This is a genomic window from Sandaracinaceae bacterium (assembly GCA_016706685.1).
GTDB lineage: Bacteria > Myxococcota_A > Polyangia > Polyangiales > Houyiibacteriaceae > JADJJE01.
In genome coordinates, this window is the sequence record JADJJE010000014.1 from 273,463 (window position 1) to 292,424 (window position 18,962).

Here is an 18,962-nt window from a genome sequence, read left to right on the forward strand (position 1 = left end):
GTTCCCGGCGAACATGAGTGAACGTTCCAGCAGTAGCTCGGCCGATGCTCGGCAGGAGGTGGGGCACGACCGAGACCTCGTCTCGAGCTTGAGCTGGCACGTGCAGCGCGCCATGCTCTTCGGCGTCGCCGCGTTCACGGCCATCGCTGCGCTCTACGTAGTTGTGCCGCCCACCCAGCCGGCCGAGGCCATCGCCACGCTGAGCGCCGCAGTCGCCCTCGGATGCGCTGCGGTGGTGCTGCTCAACCGGCTGATCGGGGCCACCCACGCACGCGCCGTCGCGTTCCTGGCGGCCACGGTCGTCGCCGTTCATCCGCTCGGCATCGTGCAGCTCTCACAGCACCCGGACCAGACCGTGGTGGTCATCTTCTGCATGCTCGCTGGAGCGGGCGTGGTCCCGAGCGGCGTGGTCTCGTTCTACCTCACGCTGATCTTGTGTGTGGGCTGGGTGGCGCTGCGTCCCCCCATGGATCCCCACGAGTCCGCCCACTGGACCGTCAACGTCGCCGTGTCGGCGGTGGCGTCGGTCATCATCGCCGCGGTGCGCGAGCGCTTCATGCGCACCATCGCCGCGCTCGCCCAGAAAGACAGAGATTCGCGGCGTCGCCTCGAAGCGCAGACGCGCGAGGTGGCCGAAGCGCGCGACGCCGCGCTCGAGTCGGCGCGCGCCAAGGGCCGTTTCCTCGCCAACATGAGCCACGAGATCCGGACCCCACTCAATGGGATCATCGGCATGCTGTCGCTCCTCCGGCGGACGCCACTGCACGCCGACCAAGAGCAGTACCTGGACGAGGTGGTGCGCTCGAGCGAGCTGCTCATGGCCATCGTCAACGACATCCTCGACGTCTCGAAGATCGAGGCCGGCGCGGTGGAGCTCGAGCTGGTGGCCTTCGACATCGCGGAGCTCATGGAGGAGATCGCCTCGGCGCACGCGGCGACCGCGCTCCATCGAGGCATCGAGCTGATCGCGGACGTGGACGCCAACCTGCCGAAGCAAGTGGTGGGCGACCCTCTGCGCGTGCGGCAGATCATGACCAACCTGGTCTCGAACGCCATCAAGTTCACCGCAGAGGGCGAGGTGGTGCTGTCCGCGCGCTTGCTGGCCACCACGGCGCGCGGGACGGTCATCCTGCGTTTGGCGGTCACCGACACGGGCGTGGGCATCCCGGCCGACAAGCTGGCCACCATCTTCAACCCGTTCTCGCAGGCAGACACCTCCACCACGCGGCAGTTCGGCGGGACGGGCCTCGGCCTGTCCATCTGCAGACAGCTCGCGGGCCTGATGGGCAGCGAGCTGCGGGTGGACAGCGTGGAGCGGCAGGGCAGCTCGTTCCACCTCGAGCTCGAGCTCGAGAAGGAGGACCTGCTCACCACCCGCGGCCTCAAGGTGAACGCGCGTCTGTGGAACGCCCACGTGCTGATCATGGACGCCTCCGAGCGCATGCGCGCCACGCTCCAGTCCCAGCTCGCGGCGTGGGGCATCGAGACCGTGCTCAGCCGCACCCCGGACGAAGCGGCGCGCGCGGCGGCGGAGTTCGCCGAGAGCGGAAGGCCGGTGGACGTGGCCATCATCGACGTCACCAGCCTGGGTCAGCCCATCATCCAGAAGGCCCAGGAGCTGGGCGCGCTGCTCTCGCCGCTGGGCTGCGCCATGATCGCCATGGGCTCCGTGCTGGGCGAGCTGCGTCAGCAGCTGGATGTCTGCGGCTTCGTCACGGACCTCCCGAAGCCCATTCACCGCAACCGTCTGCTGGACGCCCTCAACGCGGCGCTCGCGGCCGATCCGATCGTGCCGCAGGTGGGGGCGCCGGCGTCCGCTCCCCCTTCGCACGTGGCATCGGACGCGGCCCGCACCGAGGTGGTCCCCAACGGCCTGGCCGTCCTGGTGGCCGAGGACAACGAGACGAACCAGCGCGTAGCTGTCGCGCACCTGCGCGCGCTGGGCTACGGGGCCCACGTGGTGGCCGACGGTGCCGCCGCGCTCGCCGCGCTCGAAGCCAACACGCCGCACTACGCGTGTGTCCTGATGGACGGTCAGATGCCGGTCATGGACGGCTACGCCACCACGCGCGAGGTGCGCTCGCGGGAGCAACTGACCGGTCGCCCGCGTGTCCCCATCGTGGCCCTGACCGCGAACGCGATGGCGGGTGACCGTGATCGCGCTCTCGCCGCCGGCATGGATGCCTACCTGGCGAAGCCCTTTACGCTCGAGCAGCTGGACGAAACGCTGCGTCGCTGCTGCGCGAACGTCGCTGATCGGCTACCCTCTCTTGCCATGGACGCGCGCGACACACTCGCGAGTAAGGAGCGAGACGCCGTGGCCTGGCGGGAGGCGCTGGACACCAACGTGGTGGACCAGCTCCTGATGCTGGAGCGTGGCAGCCCCGGCTTCTTCGGGCAGGTGGTGGAGACCTACCTCTCCACCAGCGAAGAGAACCTCCGCGAGCTCCTCGAGGCGGCTCGCGCCGACGACAAGCCGGTCATGCAGCGCCGGGCCCATGCCCTGCTCGGCAGCAGCCGGCAGGTGGGCGCGGCTCGCGTGGGCCAGCTGTGTGTGGCCATCGAGCGCGCCGGGTCCGTTGGCGAAGTGGACACCCAGCTGGCGGCGCTCACGGACGAGCTCACGCAGGCGCAGGTAGCGCTGGTGGCAGCGGTCAAGAGCCTCGGCGCGTAGCCCAGCGCTACTCCGGCACGCCCGCCATGACCGTGGCGAAGCGGTCACCCGACACGTCCACGAAGATGCCCTCCGCGCTCGCGGTTCGTGTGCTGCCCGCCAGGATCTGGCCCTTGAGCTTGTAGCGCCGCCCGCTGTGCTCGGCGATGTAGCCCTCGCAGCGCAGCGGCACGCCCAGCGGGGTGGGCGCGTGGTAGCGCACGTTGAGCGTGGCGGTCACCACCGACACGCCCGTGGAGATGGCCGCGTGGCCCAGCACCTCATCGAGCAGCGTGGCCACCACGCCCCCGTGCACCAGCCCGGGCGCGCCGCCGTGGGCAGGGCCCAGGGTGATCTCGCCGATCACGCGCTCGCCCTCGCGGCGCAGCACCATGGGCCCGGCGATGGGGTTGCTCTGGCCCAGCATCGCGCCCTGGTCCACGAAGCGCAGCGGCTCGGCCAAGTAGGTGCCGTTGCGAAAGGCGTCGCGCGCCGGGCTGCGAGGCGCGGCGGCCAGGCGCTCGGTCAGCGTGCGCACGCTCGCGGTCACTTCACGCAGCATCCCGGCGTCCGCGCGGGTCTCGATGCAGCGCGCGATGAGCTCGCGCAGGGCGCTGGCCAGCGCGCGCTGAGCGCCCCAGTCATCCGAGCTGGCGGTCTCCGGCGGCTTCACCCAGGTCATGCTGTCCGACATGTGGCGCAGCATGACCCGAAGGCGGCGCGCGGGCCGGCGGCTGCGCTCACTTCTTCAAGAAGCCGCTCAGCATCCCGAGGCCCTTCTCGGCCAGCTCGTCCATGCCCGAGCCGTCGCCGTCGGCATCCAGCAGCTGCGTGAGCATGCCCATGGCAGGGCTCTGCTGCGCCGCCTGCGGGCGAGCCCCTGCCAGCGTGCGCGCGAGGCCGCCCGCGTCCAGGCCCTGCTGCCGCTGCTGCTGACCCAGCGCGCCCATCACGAGCGGCGCTAGCATCGCCAGCAGCTGCGTGGACTGCGAGGCATCGAGCCCCGTCGCGCCGCCCAGGCTCGCGGCCACCGGCGCCTGACGCTGCCCCAGAACGTGCCCCAGGATGGCGGAGCCCGCGGTGGCCGCCGCGCCACCGCCCAGGAAGCCGCTCAGGTTGTTCAGCACGCTGCCGTCGTGGTCCCGCTCGAGCGCGCTGCCCAGCGCCTGCGCGCCCTGCGGGGTGCGGGCGTTGTTGGCCAGCGCCGTGAGCAGCGTGGGCAGGGCCGCCTGGATGGCCGACTGCGTGGCACCCGGGGGCGCGCCCAGCTGCTGGCTGATCTGCTGAACGGCGCTCGGGCCCAGCTGGCCCAGCAAGCTGGAAAGGATGTCGGTCATGGTCGTCTCCTCGGGCCGCTCGAGTGCGGCGGGCGGCCATCCTAGCAGAGCCGTCCCCAAATGGGGTACACGGGATTGTTGCCGTCGGCGCGCCGTTGTTGCTTGGGGAGGGGCGTGGGGCCGTGAATACTCGCGCGCATGACCATCCCATCGCGAGGCTCCGCTCTCAGCCGTCGAGGCTTCCTCCAACGCAGCGCCGCCGGCACGGGCGCGCTCCTGCTGGGGCCCACGCTGCTGGGGCCTTCGCTCGCTGGCTGCGGCGGTGAAGGCGATGTGGCCGTGCCCACGCCAGCGGCCGGTGACCTGACACGCCATGGCGCGCTCGGGGCCCCGAACGAGTTCGGCATGCGCCTCCCCGAGGGCTTCACGGGCCGCATCATCGCCACGTCGGATCTGCCGGTCATCGAGGGGCAGGAGTACGTCTGGCACGACTTCCCGGACGGTGGCGCCACCTACCCCACGGCGAACCAGGGCTACATCTACGTCTCCAACAGCGAGATCCCCATCGTGCGCGGGCGCTCGGGCGTGGGCGCCATCCGCTTCAACCGCAACGGTGACATCGTGGACGCCTACCCCATCCTGACCGGCTCCACGTGGAACTGCTCGGGTGGGGCCACCCCGTGGGGCACCTGGCTCTCCGGGGAAGAGCGCGAGGGCGGGCTGGTGTGGGAGTGCGACCCCACCGGCGCGACGCCCGGCGTGGAGCGCCCGGCGCTGGGCTTGTTCATCCACGAAGCCGTCGCGGTGGACCCAGGGCGCATGCGCCTCTACCTCACGGAAGACGCCAGCAACGGGCGCTTCTACCGCTTCACTCCCGACGCGCTGGACGACAACGGCAACGCGATCCTGACGGCGGGTACGCTCGAGGTCATGCGCGTGACCACGGGTGACACGGGCCCCGTCACGTGGTTGCCCGTCCCCGACCCCAGCGCGGCAGACGTCGCCACGCGCCTCCAGGTGCCCGAGAGCACGGCCTTCGATGGCGGCGAGGGCGTCTGGTTCTACGACGACGAGATCTACTTCACCACCAAGGGCGACGACCGCATCTGGGCGCACCACGTGGTGGATGACACGCTGCGCGTGGTCTACGACTCGAACGCCGTCACCGACCCGATCCTCACGGGCGTGGACTTCATCCTGGCCACCAGCGCGGGCGACCTGCTGGTGGCCGAGGACGGCGGCGACATGCAGGTGGTGGCCATCTCCCCGAGCGGCGACGTGGCGGCCATCGTGCAGCTCGAGGGCCACGACGGATCCGAGATCACGGGCCTGGCCTTCGACCCCACGCTGCGCCGGCTCTATTTCAGCTCGCAGCGTGGCCTGACCGGCAGTGGCACGGGCGTCACCTACGAGGTGACCGGGCCCTTCTTCGGGCCCTTGGCCTGACGCACCGGTTGGTGGCACGCCCACGAGAGCCGCTGATCAGGGCTTCCGTGGGTGTGCGTTCCGGTGGTGGCTACGGAGCGGCGCTGCAGAGGGCACCGCTCAAGAGCCCGCGTCGGCACAGGTCGAGGCAGACCTCGCCGGTGAGATAGCCCAGCCGGCACAGGCTGGCCTTCTCGTCGTCGGGCATCTCGTCCACCGAGACCTCATTCGTCTGGGCGCGCCCCTCGGCGGCCCAGCGCGCGCGCTCCGCCATCAGCACGCGCAGCGCAGCCACCTCTTCGGCGCTGCTCGCTTCGCTGGCGTGGTCGTGCTGCTCGGCCGGGTCATCGTCCACATGGAACAGCTCGGTGGTCGGCAGGCCACGCGGGTTGCCCTCGTTCGCGGTGATGAGCTTGCGCTCGGTCATGCCGGTCCGAACACGCACGGACTCGAGCACGTTCTCGGCGTGGCTCTCCTCGGCGTAGACCGTGTCGGTGCCCGTGAAGAGGTCGCCGCCCTGCACGCCCTCGGGCACCTCGAGCCCCTGCGCGCGCAGCAGCGTGGGCATGATGTCGATGCTCTGCACCCAGTGGCGCAGCACCGTGCCGCCGCGCGAGTTGCCCGGCAGCTTCACGAAGAGCGGCACGCGCAGCTGCTCGTCGTAGAGCGTGTCGCCGTGCCAGAAACCGCCATGGTCGCCGAACTCCTCACCGTGGTCGGACGTCACGATGATGGTCATGTCGTCGTACACGCCGCGCCGCTGCAGCTCGGCCACGAGCGCGCCGAAGTGCTGGTCCCAGTAGGTGATCTCACCGTCGTAGAGCCGGCGCAGCGCAGGCGCCTCTTCGGGGCGCGGGTTCTGGTGCGCCGCGCGCGAGTAGCCGCTGCCCGAGTACGGGTGGGCGAAGTACGGGTCGTGCGGGTCCATGTAGCCCGCCATCAGCAGCCAGGGGCGGTCCGACGGGGCGCGGTCTAGCCACGCGAACAGCTCGCCGTTGACCGTCTCGGCGTCCTGGTAGTCGTCGCCGGGGGCCACGATGTCGAACATCCCGTTGATCTTCTCGCGGATGCGGCGGGCCACCTGCAGGATGAGCAGCTTGCTCGAGTCGGCGTCCGCACCCAGCACGAAGCGGGGCTCGAGGAAACGGTACTCGTCGAAGCCCTGCCCGAAGTTGAAGCGCGGCTCCACGTTGAAGTTGGTCATGAAGCCGCCGGTCACGAAGCCGCGCGCGCTCATGGCTTCGGCCATGGTGGTGATCTCCTCCGGCAGCCGCGAGCCCTTGCCCATGACGGTGTGGCTGCTGGGCATGCGGCCCGTCATGATCGAGGCGAAGCTCGGGCGGGTCCAGCTGGCGTTCGAGAACGCCTGGTCGAAGCGCACGGCGTCGGCCGCGAACGCGTCCAGGTGCGGTGTGCTGCCGGTTTGGTAGCCCCACGCCGGCAGGTGGTCGGCGCGCAGGGTGTCCACCACGATGACCAGCACGTTGCCCGCGCTGGCGGGCGGGGTGGCCCGGTTCTGGTCGTTGGACGCGGTGGCCGGCTTGCCCACCGCGAAGGTGATGCCTGCCAGGAGGGCAATGATGCCCACGAAGAGCCCCAGCGAGCCGCGCATCCCCAACATGGGCGCGGCCACCTGCTTCTTCAGCAAGAAGCGCAACGACACGCTGAGCACCAAGTAGAGCACCAGCCCGAAGAGCGCCGCGCTGCCCAGCAGCAGGAGGCCCTCCTTGCTCTTGAACGCGATCTCTTCGTTGTAGATGTCGCGCCGCACCAAGAAGGCGCCCAACACGAAGCCGAAGACCCCCACGATGGCGCCGCAGTAGCGCGCATAGGCGTCCGCTTCGGGCATGGCCTCGCGGCGCATCATGCGGCTGATGTGCGCCATGACGAAGCCGCCCACGCCACCCAGCACGGAGCACAAGAGCGCGTAGCCCACCGCTCCGTAGACCAGCGCGTTGAGGCCCGTGGGCACGGCGCTGGTGGCCACGATGACGCTGCCCTCGGCGAGGCCGATCATCAGGCCCGCCAGCAGTCCTGCGCCGAAGCCCAGGATGGCGCCACGCTTGGGCACGGACGAGCGGGCCGCGTCCACGCCGGTCTGCTCGTAGAACTCGTCCTCGCGGTTCGCCTCGTCCACGGTGATGTCGCTGCGCAGACCGCCCTTGCGGGCCAGGAAGAACAGGCCGCCCCACGCCGACACGAACATCTCGCAGGCGAAGCCCACGGTGGGGATCAGCACGGCCACGGCCAGCGGGAGTCCAATGGCCGGCGAAGTGTAGAGCGCCACGGCCGCCGACTCACGCAGGCCGAGGCCGTTGATGGAGATGGGAAGCAGCGTCGCCAGGATCTGCAGAGACGATGCGAAGAACACGTGGCCGACGCCCAGCTCCACTCCGAGCGCGCGTGCGGCGCAAACGTAGATCAAGTTGTTGAACGCGTGGACCGCTACACCCAAGAGCGTCACCTGCACCAACAGCACGTTCTTGCCCTGGTAGGCGCAGACCGCGTCGATGAGCGTGTGGATGCGCGCGCGGATGTTCGCGGGGAGGAAGCCAGCCAGCACGCGGAAGAGGTGCGGCCGGGCCAGGAACGTGAGCCCGATGCTGACGATGACCGCGAAGCCGAGGTTCACGAGCACCACGCCCATGGTGCCGATGAACGCCGAGCCGAAGACGCTGCCCATCATGACCACGAGGCCAAAGGCCAGCTGCCCCATGATCATCTCCACGCTGATCACGGCGCCCGCGCGCGCCACCTTGCCGGTGCGGTCGGCGATGTCGAAGATGCGCCAGCCGCCAAAGCCCGTGAAGCCGCCAGGCGTGAACGCGCCCCAGAAGCGAGCGATCATGAAGGAGCCACCGAGGAAGCGCCACGGTGCGTGGATGCCTTGACCCACCAGCAGCCGCTGCCAGCGCACGATGGCGCAGACGATGGCGCTCAGCTGCATGCTCACCGCCGCGATCACCCAGCGCATGTCCAGGTTGGCGATGCGCGTCTTGAGGTCCTCCGCGCCGTCGCGCGCCAGCACCTTGTCGAAGATCACGAAGAGCATCGCCGCCGTGAAGGCGAGCTTGATCCCCAGCGACACGTACTTCTTGATGCCGGGCTTCTGTTTGGCCTGGTCGCCTTCGCCCCGCGCCTCCGGGATCTCGGCCGTGGTCGCGTCGAGAGGGCGCGCCATGTCTTGCTGGTCGTGTTCCGTCATGTGTCCTCGTGCTGACCCGCGGCGTTCGCCCCGCCACGGGGATACCCCTCCGGTATCGAGCCGGCAGTCTGGGGTCAAATTCTCGGCGGGTCACCCCGGGTGGGGCTGGCGGGAACTTGCCCCGGCTGCCGAGCGTTGGTAGCTGCACCCCGAACCTCGGAGATCGGCGCATGCAACGCTCAGACAACGCCCCCCACTTCCCCAGCTCGAACCTCTGTGATCTCTTCGGCTTTTCCCGCACGAGTCGGTCCGCGCTGATGGCGCTGGGACTCCTGACGCTGGGCGGGAGCGCGCTGGGCTGCGGTGGCGACGACCCCGCCGAGACCACGGCACCGGTCACCCCCGCCACGACGACGGCCGTGACCGAGACCCCCGAGCCACCCGCCGCCCCCGCAGACCCGCTGGCGCTGCCCGACGACCTGCCCAACGGCCTGATGCTGGGGTACAGCGACTTCGCCGAGGACGAGAACGGCAGCTACACGGTGCCGCAGGCCGCGCGCCTCGAGATCCTCACGCGCCGCGGTGGCGAGTGGACCACCGAGGTGGTCACCGACGCGGACAGCAACGTCTTCCACAAGGCCATGCCGTTCACGCCGGCCGAGGGCGCGCCGGGCATCCTGACGGCCGCCGGCAGCGGCGCGTTCGTGCGCATCTGGCGACGCGGCGCGGAGGGCTTCACGGCCGAGACGCTCTGGACCGAGGCCTTCGGCGGGCGCTTCGACCGCATGCGCGACATCGAGGTGGGTGACCTCTACGGTGACGGCCGCCCGGCCATCGCGGTGGCGACCCACGACCAGGGCGTCTTCGCCGTGCTGCGCCAGGCCGTGGGCGGCGCGTGGACCGTGGACCGCATGGACGCGCACCCGAATACCTTCGTGCACGAGGTGGAGATCGGCGACCTGAACGGCGACGGCAAGCTCGAGGTCTACAGCACGCCCAGCGAGCCCAACCGCCTGGACGGTGGCGCCCAGCACGGCGAGGTGCTGCGCTATGTCCCGCAGGATGGTCGCGGCAGCCGCACGGTGGTCGCCGATCTTGGCCAGCGGCACGCCAAGGAGATCTGGGTGGGCGACGTGGACGGTGACGGCCGCGACGAGCTGTACGTGGCGGTCGAGGCGCTCACCCGCATGGAGAACGATCGCCTGGTGACGGTGGAGCCCGTCGAGATCCGTCGCTACGAAGCGGACACGCCGGCGAACGCGCGCGTGGTGGTGGCGACGTTCGAGGACATGCAGTGCCGCTTCCTCACGGTGGGCGACTTCGACGGCGACGGAAAGCGCGAGATGGTGGCCGCGGCCATGCGCTCGGGCCTGTGGCTCTTGCGGCCGGGCAGCGACCCGCGCGGCGAGTGGTCGGTAGAGCGTATCGACGCGGAGTCCGGTGGCTTCGAGCACGCCTCGGTGGCGGCCGACCTCGACGGCGACGGCCGGCACGAGCTGTACGTGGCCTCCGACACACATGGGGAGCTGCGCCGCTACGTGTGGGTGAACGGGCGCCCGCGCCGCCAGATGATCCACAGCCGTGCCGAGCCGCGTCAGCGCATGACGTGGAACATCACGCCCGTGCCCGTGGCCTTGCTCGGCGCGCGCTGAGCGACTACCCCGAACGCATGCCACACGTCGTCTCGGTGCCGCGCGCGCCCTTCCTCACCGCCGATGGCCTGCTCGAAGTGCACCAGGTCCCGGCGGCCCAGGACAACCTGATCTGGTTGCTGCGCGTGGTGGGCACCGACGAGGTGGCCGCGGTGGACGGGCCGGACGCTGGCGGTGTGCTCGACTACTGTGCGGCGCAGGGTCTGCGGCTCACCGCCATCCTCAACACGCACACGCACCCCGACCACATCGGCATCAACCGCGACCTGAAGAAGCGTGGGTTGCTCGATGGGATGCGCGTGGTGGGCGCTGCGGCCACCCGCGACGTCATCCCCGGGCTGACGGAAGCCGTGGGCGAGGGCGACGTGGTCCGGCTGGGCGCGGCCGCGGGGCGCGTGCTGCTCACCGAGGGGCACATCAACGGGCACATCAGCTACGTGTTCTCGGACGCGCTCTTCTGCGGCGACACGCTCTTCGCAGGGGGCTGCGGCTACCTGTTCGACGGGCCCCCCAGCAAGATGCACGCGTCGCTCACGCGGCTCGCCCAACTACCGCCCGCCACGCGCGTGTGCTGCGCGCACGAGTACACCGAGGACAACCTGCGCTTCGCCTTCTCGGTGGAACCCGACAACGCGGCGCTGGCCGAGCGCATCCGCGCGGTGTGGGCCCTGCGTGCGCGTGGGGAGTGCTCGGTGCCGTCCACCATCGCGGACGAGCTGGCCACCAACCCCTTCTTGCGGCACGCGAGCCCCACGCTGCGGGCCAAGGTGGAGGCGGCGTCCGGCGAACCTCTGACAGAGGCTGCCGCGGACGTGTTCGCGGCCACGCGCGCTCTCAAGAACAAGGGCGCGTACAAGTCACGTGGCGACGAGGGCTTGCCGCTCTGAGCGGCAGGCGGACTCGCCGCGCGGGCCTCGGGGGCTTCGGCGCTTCCGCGGTGGGGGCCCTTGGTGCCTTTCAGCAAAGCAAGTCAGCCCCCTGGCGAGATGTGTCGATCTGCAGCCTCACGGCGGGGGGAGCATCACCGGCGCCGTGGCGCCGCCCCGGATGATCTGCTCGTAGACCCGAGCGCGAGGGGTGCCGCGCCGGACCAGCTGCCGTGCGGCCGCCAGCTCCGTGTCCACGCGCGCCTGGAATGCCTGCAGCGGCTGGGCTCCGCGCAGCAGCTTGCCGTTCACGAACACGCTGGGGGTGCCCGTGGCGCCCAGCTGCGCGGCGAGCGCGCGGTCCGCGTCGATGGCGGCGGCGTGCACGTGGCCGTCGAGCGCCTGAGCGAAGCGCGGCATGTCGAGCCCGATCTGCCGCGCGTAGCTCTCGAGGTCGGCCCGCTCGAGCGCGCGCTGGTTCGCGAAGAGCAGGTCGTGGTAGCGCCAGAAGGCGCTGTCCCCACCTTGAGCGGAGGCCTCGAGCGCGGCCTCGGCGGCCAGCAGCGCGTGGTTGTGGAACGAGAGTGGGTTGTTGCGGAACACCAGCCGCACGTCAGACCCGTATTGCTGAAGGATGGCGTCGAGGGTGGGCGCGACGCGCGAGCAGAACGGGCACTCGAAGTCCGTGAAGAGCACCAGCGTGACCAGCGCGTTGGCGGGGCCGCGCGAAGGCTGCGCACGGGTGACGGGCACGTGGTAGACCGCCTCGGGGTCCAGGGTCGGGCGACCTGCTGCCGCTGTGCCCGTGCCCGCGCTAGGCGGCTGGGGCGGTGGCGTGGTCAGCCCGTTGCGGATCGAGCGTGCGTAGACCTGGCGGCGCGGCGTGCCGCTGCTCACCAGGGCCTGCGCTTCGGCCAGCGCGCGGTCCACGGCTTCCACGAAGCGCGCCTCGGGCTGCGCCCCCGTCAGCTGCCGCCCGTTGATGAAGAACGTGGGGGTGCCCGACGCGCCCAGCGCTCGCGCGGCGTCCATGTCGGCTTCCACCCGCGCGCGGTGCGTCTGCTGGTCTAGCGCGGCGCTGAAGCGGCGCATGTCGAGGCCCACCTGCTGCGCGTAGCGCTCGAGGTCGGCGCGCGAGAGGGCCCGCGGGTTGGCGAAGAGCAGGTCGTGCATGGCCCAGAAGCCAGGGCTGCCGCGCTGCACGAACGCTTCGACGGCGGCCTGCGCGGCGGGCATCGCGTCTTGATGAAAGGGCAGCGGGTTGTGCCGGAAGACCAGGCGCAGGTCGCGCCCGTAGCGCTGCTCGAGTGACGCCAGCGTGGGGACCACCCGGGCGCAGAAGGGGCACTGGAAGTCGCTGAAGACCACCACGGTGACCAGCGCGTCGGCCGCCCCGCGCACCGGCTGGTTCGGGTCCAACGGGACCCGAAAGACTGGCGCGTCCGCCGGCGTAGCGGCGACCGCTCCATTCGCAGCGCTCGGGGCTCCCGGCGCGGCACGCGGCGTGGCCATGGCCAGCCCGTAGATGTCTTGGCGGCTCGCGCCGAGCGCCATCGCCCGCGTGGCCAGCGCGAGCTCGGCGTCCATGACGGCGCGGAACGCCTCGAGCGGCTGGGCACCCGTGATCTGCACACCGTTGACGAAGAAGTTCGGCGACGCGCGGGCCCCGAGGTACTCGGCGTCCGCCTCGTCGACGGCGATCACGGCGTCGTGCCGACCATCCCCGAGCGCACGCCGAAAGCGCTGCTCGTCGAGCCCGAGCTCACGCGCGTAGGTGACCAGCGACTCGACGTCGAGCGCGCTCTGCGAGGCCAGCAGCTTGTCGTGCATGGCCCAGAACCACGTGGCTCCGCCCTGCTCGAGCGCCTCCTGAGCGGCGCGCGCGGCGTTGCGCGAGTGGGCGTGGAAGTCGAGCGGGCGGTGGCGGAAGACGATGCGCAGGTCCGCGCCGTATGCGTCACGGAGCAGCTGCAGGGTGGGCTGCACGCGCGCCGTGAACGGGTCTTGGAACTCCGCGAAGAGCACCATGGTGAGCGGCGCGTCCACCGGGCCTTGAGCCGCCGCGGAAGAAGCATCCACGCGGACACGGCGGGTGGTGGACTCGGCGTAGACCGACGCGGGCGTCTCGCGCGGTGGCAACCGTCGAGCGTCTGCGCTGGGCCCCGCTGGTGCCATGGCCGCCATGGCTCCCACGAGGAGCAAGAGCGCGCGGCTCCCGCTGCGGCGCGCGGGGGCGGACGTCATCCGCGCAGGCTCCGCGCCACCGTCTTGGCCGCGTAGGTCAGGATACCGTCGGCGCCCGCGCGCTTGAACGACAGCAGGCTCTCCAGCATCACGCGCTCCTGGTCCAGGAATCCGAGCTGACCAGCGGCTGCGAGCATGGCGTACTCGCCGCTCACTTGGTACGCGTACGTGGGCACGCCGAAGCGGTCTTTCACGCGCCGCACGATGTCCAGATACGGCATCCCGGGCTTCACCATCACCATGTCCGCGCCCTCCTCGAGGTCCATGGCCACCTCGCGCAGGGCCTCGTCGCTGTTCGCGGGGTCCATCTGGTAGGTGCGCTTGTCGCCGCCGCCCAGGTTCTTGGCCGAGCCCACCGCGTCGCGGAACGGACCGTAGAACGCGCTCGCGTACTTGGCCGCGTAGCTCAGGATCAGCGCGTCGTGAAAGCCCTCCGCTTCCAGCGCGCTTCGAATCGCTCCGATGCGCCCGTCCTGCATGTCGGAGGGCGCCAGCACGTCGCAGCCGGCGGCCGCCTGCACCAGCGCCTGCTGGCAGAGCGCGGTCACGGTGAGGTCGTTCACCACGTAGCCGTCGCGCACGATGCCGTCCTGGCCGTGCGTGGTGAACGGGTCGAGGGCCACGTCGCAGATCACGCCCAGCTCCGGGCAAGCCTGCTTCACGGCGCGCACGGCGCGACACACCAGGTTCTCGGGGTCGTGCGCGTGCTCGCCGTCGGGCGTCTTCAGCGCCGCGTCGATCACCGGGAAGATGGCGATGGCGGGGATGCCCAGCGCCACCGCCTCGCGCGCCTCCACCACCAGCTCGTCGATGGACAGCCGCTCCACACCCGGCATGGACGCGATGGCCACGCGCGCGGGCCCCGTGCCCGGGGCGTGCACGAAGAGCGGCCAGATCAGGTCGGCCACGGTGAGCGTGTTCTCACGCACCAGGCGGCGCGTCCACTCGTGCCGGCGCGTGCGGCGCAGGCGGGTGTCCGGGTACTGCGGCATGCTCAGCTCTTCCCCGCCATGTGCAGGATGCGGTCCAGCACCCCTGGCACCAGCTGGTTCAAGCGGCGCGTGGCGCGGCTGCCGAGGTCCACCAGCAGCACGTCGTCGCGGCCGTCGAGGCCGGCGAGCGCGCTGTCCACGATCTCCTCCGCCGAGAACATGCGCGACAGCTTGTACACCGGCGGCACGCTCGCGAGGTTGCGCACCATGGGCGTGTCCCCTGGCGGCGGGCACAGCACGCGCACGCTGATGGGGCGATCGCGCAGCTCGACACGCAGCGCCTCTGCGAAGCCCACCACGGCGAACTTGCTGGCGCAGTAGCCCGCCAGCTGCGGAAACCCGCGCAGGCCCGACACGCTGGCCACCAGCAGCAGCGTGGACTTGCCGCCACGCGCAGCGGCCTCCTCGAGGTGTGGCAGCAGCGCCTGGGTCACGTACACGCTGCCCAGGTAGTTGATGTCCATCATCAGCTTGTAGTCGGCGGGCGACACGTCCTCGGCCTTGCCCACGCGCAGCACTCCGGCGCAGTTCGCCACGTGCCCGAGCGGACCCACCGCCTCCCGCGCCCGAGCCGCCGCGGCCGCCAAGCCCGCCGCGTCGCGCACGTCGACCACGTCCGTGTGCACGTCGCCGCCCAGCTCCGCCGCCGCACGATCGAGCGCCGTCCGGTCCAGGTCCCAGAGCACCAGGCGCTCCCCCCGCTCCGCCAGCCGCCGCGCGAACTCGCGACCAAACCCACTGGCCCCGCCAGTGATCACCCACGCACCTGCGCTCCGAGCCGACTTGCTTGCTGTCGATGCCATGCGGCGCATGGTAGCAGACCGAGGCGGGAGTCCGGGGCCGGAGACCGAGGCGGAGTCCGAGACGGAGTCCGAGACCGAGACGGAGTCCGAGACGGAGACCCGAGACGGAGACCGAGACGGAGTCCGAGACGGAGACGGAGACCGAGACGGAGTCCGAGACCGCGTCGGTGAGCGTCCCCAGGAGCGCGGATGACTCGAGCTCGGCCCTGCGCACCCTGCGACCTTCCCGATTGTCTTATACCGGATCGAAGGACTCGGCCTCGGCCTCGGACTCCGTCTCGGCCTCGGTCTCGGCCTCGGCCTCGGTCTCGGCCTCGGTCTCGGCCTCGGTCTCGGCCTCGGCCTCGGACTCGGTCTCCGTCTCGGCCTCGGTCTCCGTCTCGGCCTCGGACTCCGGCCTCGCCTTACTCCAGCACGACGCGCACCCCTGCCGCCACGGCGGTGGCTTTCGCGCGGGCCTCCTCCAGCGTGGCGCCGCGGGCCAGCGCCACGCCCAGTCGTCGGTGGCCGTGGATCTCGGGCTTGCCGAACAGGCGCAGCGCGGTGTCCGGCGCGCTCAGCGGGGCGGGGTCGATCTGGAAGGCGGGCGCGTTGCTGTCGCCATCTCCCAGGATCACGTGGCTGGCGGAGGGGCCGTGCTGGCGCAGGTTGGGGATGGGCAGGCCCACGATGGCGCGCACGTGCAGAGCGAACTCGCTGAGGTCTTGGGAGATCATGGTCACCATGCCGGTGTCGTGCGGACGCGGCGAGACCTCGCTGAACCAGACCTGGTCTCCGCGCACGAAGAACTCCACGCCGAAGAGGCCGCGCCCTCCGAGGGAGTCGGTCACCGCGCGGGCCATGCGCTCGGCCTCGGCTTCCGCGGCTGGGCTCATGGGCTGGGGCTGCCAGCTCTCGTGGTAGTCGCCCTTCACCTGCCGGTGCCCGATGGGCGCGCAGAAGCTGGTGCCGCCCACGTGGCGGACCGTCAGCAGCGTGATCTCGTAGTCGAAGTCCACGAACCCCTCCACGATCACGCGCCCTCCGCCGCCTCGTGCGCCCTCTTGGGAGTAACGCCACGCCGCACGCAGCTCTTCCTCGCTGGCGTCGGCGCGCAGCGAACTCTGGCCCATGCCCGACGAGCTCATCACCGGCTTCACCACGGCCGGGAGCCCAATGGCCCGCACGGCTGAAAGGTACTCGGCCTCGGTCTCGGCGAAGCGATACGGCGAGGTCAGCAACCCCAGCTCTTCGGCGGCCAGCCGGCGGATGCCCTCACGGTTCATGGTGAGGCGTGCGGCCCGCGCAGTGGGGATCACGCGCACCCCCTCGGCCTCGAGCGCCACCAGCGTGTCCGTGGCGATGGCCTCGATCTCGGGCACCACGAAGTCCGGCTTCTCGGCCTCGATCACCGCCCGCAGGCGCTCCGCGTCCAGCATGGGGAACACGTGGCGCGCGTGCGCCACCTGCATGGCGGGCGCGTTGTCGTAGCGGTCACAGGCCACCACGTAGATCCCCAGGCGCTGCGCCTCGAGGGCCACTTCTTTGCCCAGCTCGCCGCTGCCCAGCAGCAGCAGCTTGGTCTGAGTTCGGGTGGTGGCGGTTCCGAGGCGCAGGCGGTCGGTCATGCCAGCCCTCTAGCAGATCCCGCGCGCGGGCCTCCATCCAAATCGGCCCGCGCGAGGCGTCACGCGGCGCGCGCGTAGTCGGCGGCTTCGAGAGCGCCACGCAGCTGCGCGCGGCCGCGGTGCAAGAGCACGCGCAGGTGGTTGCGGGTCACGCCCAGCTCTTCGGCTGCGTCGTCTCGGTCGACGCCTTCCACGTCCACCAGCGTGACGGCGTCGCGCTCGCGTCCGTGCAGCGAGTCCAGCTCACGCGCCACCACGGTCAGCGCCGCGGCGTCGTCCATGCGACCCACCACGTCCACCGCCTCGATCTCGCCGTGGGCCTCCTCGACGAAGGCCACCTGCGGCCGAGCACGCCGGTATTGGTCCACGATCTTCCGGCGCAGGATGCTGATGATCCAGGTGCGCAGCGAGGAGCGCCCCGCGAAGCGCGGGAGCGAGACCATGGCGGCGAGCCAGGTCTCCTGCACCAGGTCACGCGCCAGCTCTTCGTTGCTGATGCGCTTGCGGGCGTAGCCCAGGAGGATGGGCTCCAGCTCTCGGATCGTGTCGGCGGTGATGATGGCAGGCGTGGTGTTCATGGTGGCTGTCCCGATCTCTGTTTGAACAACCAATATCTACGTCAGGACAATGGTCGTGTCAACAAGTATTGTGGTGACAGACGAGTTTCTGCCGCCACGGGGGGACCCGCTTCGCTCTAGAACACCCCTCTTTGCCGGGTATTTCCCCGGCTCGGCCTCACCCGAGGCGCGTCAGCAGCTTGGTCAGGACCGCGACTTCGTCGTCGCTCAGGCCCTCGGTCAGCTGGTTGTGCAGCGCCAGGATGGGCGCGTCGATGCTCTCCACCAGCACGCGGCCCTTGTCGCTGAGGCGCGTTCGCACGATGCGGCGGTCCCCCGCGCAGCGGCAGCGCTCGATGAGCTCCGCGTTTTCGAGGCGGTCCAGCAGGCGGGTGATGTCCGGCACGCGCGAGATCAGGCGCTCACCGATGCGCGAGCAGGAAAGGCCGATGCCTGGGTCGTTCACGTACAGGATGCGCAGCACGTTGTACTGCGGGCCGGTCACTCCGTACTCCTGGCAGAGCGCGTTCGTCTCGGCGACCTGCTTGTCCGCTGCGCGCACCAGCGCCATGAACAACTCCACACGGGGCAGCGGCTCAGGGTGCAGCGCGCTCCGCTCGGGGAGAGGCAAGTCGATACATTCGTCGGCCATGTCTTCTGGGGGAGTCGGGCCGGGGGGCCGTTCGTTTCAAGCGCGCAGCTCTAGCCGCTCGCGGGCACGGAGGCTAGCAGGCGGCTTTGGGGCTGCCGCGACGCTATCACCTGAGGCTCTCGACGGCGTCGCGCACGGCCACGCGCCAGTCGTGGAGCGTCGGCGCCTGCCCTGCGCGCGCCAAGTGCGCAGTCAATGCGTCCGTGGGGAAGTGCCCGCCGAAGCGGCTCATGCCGTACAGCAAAAAGTACTCGGAGGCGCGCCCACGCAGAACGTCCAACGGTAGGGGCGGGCGCCGGGGGGTCAGCGGGACGCCCGCGGCTTCGGCATAGGCGACCAGCAGCTCGTGCCAGGTGAGGTGGTGGTCGGCGAAGTTCAGAGGCGCATTGGCTGGTCCCGCGGCCAGCAGCGCCTCGGTCAGGACACCCAGGTTCGGCACGCCGATCATGGTGGCCTGCACGTTGCCGTCCCCGGAGACGAACAACGTGCCCGCTCGCAGACCGCCCACGATGACCGGGGACGTGAACACGTCGCCGCGGCCGATGACCATGGGGAGGCGCAGCAGGGTGTACGGCAGCCCGGCCTTCTCGATGCGCTGCTCGGCCAGCGCCTTCGAGCGCGCGTAGGCCAGCGCAGCGTAACGAATGCGGTGGGTCTGCTCCGTGCGCGCTTGGCCGAGGGCGCGGGCGCCATAGACGCTCACCGAGCTGATCTGCACGAAGTGGCCGCAGCCCTGCTGAGCGCCCCAGGCCAGCATCCTCTCCGTCCCGCCCGTGTTCACCGCGAACATCACGGAGTTGGGGACGCGCGGGTTCACCATCCCCGCCGTGTGGATGATCGCGTCGACCGGGCCGCGGGGCAGCGCGCTCGCGAAGTCTTCCTTCGTGAGATCCACGCGCACCTCTCCCATGGAAGCGTCGGCCTCGCGGCCGAAGACCTGCGCGATGACCTGGTGGCCTGCGGCACGCAGGTGATCCGCGATGGCACTGCCCACACACCCATCGGCTCCCGTGACCACGACTCGCCGCGCTGACGTCATCGCGTCCGTGTACCACAATCGCACGGGTTCGCCCTTGTGGTGGCGTCACG

14 protein-coding genes are annotated in these 18,962 nt (G+C 70.7%); 4 read left to right on the top strand and 10 right to left on the bottom strand.

The features are described from left to right. Positions 1-13 precede the first annotated feature (13 nt). On the top strand, positions 14-2,674 hold the full coding sequence (locus tag IPI43_18815) for a response regulator (protein MBK7776153.1): 2,661 nt from the start codon (positions 14-16) through the stop codon (positions 2,672-2,674). Between the two features lie 7 nt (positions 2,675-2,681). On the opposite strand, the gene IPI43_18820 is transcribed toward IPI43_18815, so the two are convergent. Further along, positions 2,682-3,347 carry a PaaI family thioesterase gene (locus tag IPI43_18820; GenBank protein ID MBK7776154.1) on the bottom strand — a complete coding sequence of 222 codons (666 nt, stop codon included), beginning with the start codon at positions 3,345-3,347 and terminating at the stop codon, positions 2,682-2,684. Between the two features lie 46 nt (positions 3,348-3,393). Further along, positions 3,394-3,990 carry a DUF937 domain-containing protein gene (locus tag IPI43_18825; protein MBK7776155.1) on the bottom strand — a complete coding sequence of 199 codons (597 nt, stop codon included), beginning with the start codon at positions 3,988-3,990 and terminating at the stop codon, positions 3,394-3,396. 138 nt (positions 3,991-4,128) lie between these two features. Between IPI43_18825 and IPI43_18830 the strand changes: the two genes are divergently transcribed. Continuing rightward, positions 4,129-5,376 (top strand): DUF839 domain-containing protein, encoded by a 1,248-nt coding sequence (locus tag IPI43_18830; protein ID MBK7776156.1) that lies wholly within the window; start codon positions 4,129-4,131, stop codon positions 5,374-5,376. 70 nt (positions 5,377-5,446) lie between these two features. Here IPI43_18830 and IPI43_18835 read toward each other — a convergent pair whose 3' ends face one another. Continuing rightward, entirely contained in the window at positions 5,447-8,560 is a 3,114-nt protein-coding gene (locus IPI43_18835) for a sulfatase-like hydrolase/transferase (GenBank protein ID MBK7776157.1), read from the bottom strand. Positions 8,561-8,730: 170 nt separating this feature from the next. Between IPI43_18835 and IPI43_18840 the strand changes: the two genes are divergently transcribed. Further along, positions 8,731-10,152, top strand: a complete 1,422-nt coding sequence (locus IPI43_18840) for a VCBS repeat-containing protein (protein MBK7776158.1) — start codon at positions 8,731-8,733, stop codon at positions 10,150-10,152. A 17-nt stretch (positions 10,153-10,169) separates the two neighbouring features. Further along, positions 10,170-11,039: a hydroxyacylglutathione hydrolase gene (gene gloB / locus IPI43_18845; protein ID MBK7776159.1), complete on the top strand. Its 870-nt coding sequence runs from the start codon at positions 10,170-10,172 to the stop codon at positions 11,037-11,039. A gap of 117 nt (positions 11,040-11,156) precedes the next feature. Here gloB and IPI43_18850 read toward each other — a convergent pair whose 3' ends face one another. From IPI43_18850 to IPI43_18880, 7 genes are all read right to left on the bottom strand, one after another. After that, positions 11,157-13,262 (bottom strand): thioredoxin domain-containing protein, encoded by a 2,106-nt coding sequence (locus IPI43_18850; GenBank protein MBK7776160.1) that lies wholly within the window; start codon positions 13,260-13,262, stop codon positions 11,157-11,159. Then, the gene (hemB, locus tag IPI43_18855) at positions 13,259-14,254 is read right to left on the bottom strand and encodes a porphobilinogen synthase (GenBank protein MBK7776161.1); all 996 of its coding nucleotides are present in this window, start codon (positions 14,252-14,254) and stop codon (positions 13,259-13,261) included. The genes IPI43_18850 and hemB overlap by 4 nt, the downstream gene beginning before the upstream one ends. Positions 14,255-14,256: 2 nt before the next feature. Beyond that, positions 14,257-15,057 carry an SDR family NAD(P)-dependent oxidoreductase gene (locus tag IPI43_18860; GenBank protein MBK7776162.1) on the bottom strand — a complete coding sequence of 267 codons (801 nt, stop codon included), beginning with the start codon at positions 15,055-15,057 and terminating at the stop codon, positions 14,257-14,259. A 404-nt stretch (positions 15,058-15,461) separates the two neighbouring features. Then, entirely contained in the window at positions 15,462-16,664 is a 1,203-nt protein-coding gene (gene purT / locus IPI43_18865; GenBank protein ID MBK7776163.1) for a formate-dependent phosphoribosylglycinamide formyltransferase, read from the bottom strand. Positions 16,665-16,723: 59 nt separating this feature from the next. Continuing rightward, on the bottom strand, positions 16,724-17,242 hold the full coding sequence (locus IPI43_18870; protein MBK7776164.1) for an RNA polymerase sigma factor: 519 nt from the start codon (positions 17,240-17,242) through the stop codon (positions 16,724-16,726). A 157-nt stretch (positions 17,243-17,399) separates the two neighbouring features. Further along, a complete protein-coding gene (locus IPI43_18875; GenBank protein ID MBK7776165.1) occupies positions 17,400-17,873 on the bottom strand; it encodes a MarR family transcriptional regulator in 474 nt (157 codons plus the stop codon). Between the two features lie 106 nt (positions 17,874-17,979). After that, a complete protein-coding gene (locus tag IPI43_18880; protein MBK7776166.1) occupies positions 17,980-18,912 on the bottom strand; it encodes an NAD(P)-dependent oxidoreductase in 933 nt (310 codons plus the stop codon). Positions 18,913-18,962: the final 50 nt, after the last annotated feature.